Origin of the sequence: Alkalicoccus luteus (assembly GCF_012034335.1) — a bacterium.
Taxonomy (GTDB): domain Bacteria; phylum Bacillota; class Bacilli; order Bacillales; family Salisediminibacteriaceae; genus Alkalicoccus; species Alkalicoccus luteus_A.
On sequence record NZ_JAATHJ010000070.1, the window covers coordinates 1 to 1,081 of the forward strand.

8 tRNA genes and 1 rRNA gene are annotated in these 1,081 nt (G+C 51.9%); all 9 read right to left on the reverse strand.

Annotated elements, in window-relative coordinates:
* Positions 1-134: 134 nt before the first annotated feature.
* Positions 135-210 (reverse strand) — tRNA-Ala (locus HCN83_RS17880).
* Positions 211-225: 15 nt separating this feature from the next.
* Positions 226-302 (reverse strand) — tRNA-Pro (locus HCN83_RS17885).
* 4 nt (positions 303-306) lie between these two features.
* Positions 307-383 (reverse strand) — tRNA-Arg (locus HCN83_RS17890).
* A 30-nt stretch (positions 384-413) separates the two neighbouring features.
* A tRNA-Gly gene (locus HCN83_RS17895) sits at positions 414-488 on the reverse strand.
* Between the two features lie 7 nt (positions 489-495).
* Positions 496-584: transfer RNA gene (locus HCN83_RS17900), tRNA-Leu, on the reverse strand.
* Positions 585-593: 9 nt separating this feature from the next.
* Positions 594-669 (reverse strand) — tRNA-Lys (locus HCN83_RS17905).
* A 7-nt stretch (positions 670-676) separates the two neighbouring features.
* Positions 677-752: transfer RNA gene (locus tag HCN83_RS17910), tRNA-Thr, on the reverse strand.
* A 5-nt stretch (positions 753-757) separates the two neighbouring features.
* Positions 758-833: transfer RNA gene (locus HCN83_RS17915), tRNA-Val, on the reverse strand.
* 8 nt (positions 834-841) lie between these two features.
* Positions 842-958 (reverse strand): 5S ribosomal RNA (gene rrf, locus HCN83_RS17920).
* Positions 959-1,081: the final 123 nt, after the last annotated feature.

Below are 1,081 nucleotides of genomic sequence, written 5' to 3' on the forward strand. Positions count from 1 at the left end.
AAAGCTGTCCTCCCGGTGAAACCGGTCGGTCAGAACGGAATCTGGCTAAAGATTCCTGTATTTCAAAAATTGACAGAGAATGATTCATTCTCTTTCCTTCTTCTCGTCTTTTGTTTAGTTTTCAAAGATCATAATGGTGGAGCCTAGCGGGATCGAACCGCTGACCTCCTGCGTGCAAGGCAGGCGCTCTCCCAGCTGAGCTAAGGCCCCGTATAAAGGTTGAAATGGTCGGGAAGACAGGATTTGAACCTGCGACCCCTTGGTCCCAAACCAAGTGCTCTGCCAAGCTGAGCTACTTCCCGATAATGGCGCGCCCGAGAGGAGTCGAACCCCTAACCTTCTGATCCGTAGTCAGACGCTCTATCCAATTGAGCTACGGGCGCATTGTTATGAAATTGCGTTCAAGGAGTTAATGGAGCGGAAGACGAGATTCGAACTCGCGACCCCCACCTTGGCAAGGTGGTGTTCTACCACTGAACTACTCCCGCTTAAGTATGGTGCGGATGAAGGGAGTCGAACCCCCACGTCCGGTAAAGGACACTAGAGCCTGATTCTAGCGCGTCTGCCAGTTCCGCCACATCCGCATATGAAAATGGTGAGCCATGAAGGACTCGAACCTTCGACCCTCTGATTAAAAGTCAGATGCTCTACCAACTGAGCTAATGGCTCTCAAAAGTGGTGCTGGCCAGAGGACTTGAACCCCCAACCTACTGATTACAAGTCAGTTGCTCTACCAATTGAGCTAGGCCAGCTTAAATGGTGGAGGATGACAGGCTCGAACTGCCGACCCCCTGCTTGTAAGGCAGGTGCTCTCCCAACTGAGCTAATCCTCCATATTAAAATCCAGCAACGTCCTACTTTCGCAGGGGGAGAGCCCCCAACTATCATCGGCGCTGGTGAGCTTAACTTCCGTGTTCGGCATGGGAACGGGTGTGACCTCACCGCTGTCGCTACTGGATAAATGAGCGTACCCGCTCAAAACCGGATAACGCGAAAACGAATCATGTGTCTTCCTCGCTCTGCCGAGCGACGATGTTCATTGGTTAAGCCCTCGATCGATTAGTATCTCTCCGCTGCACGT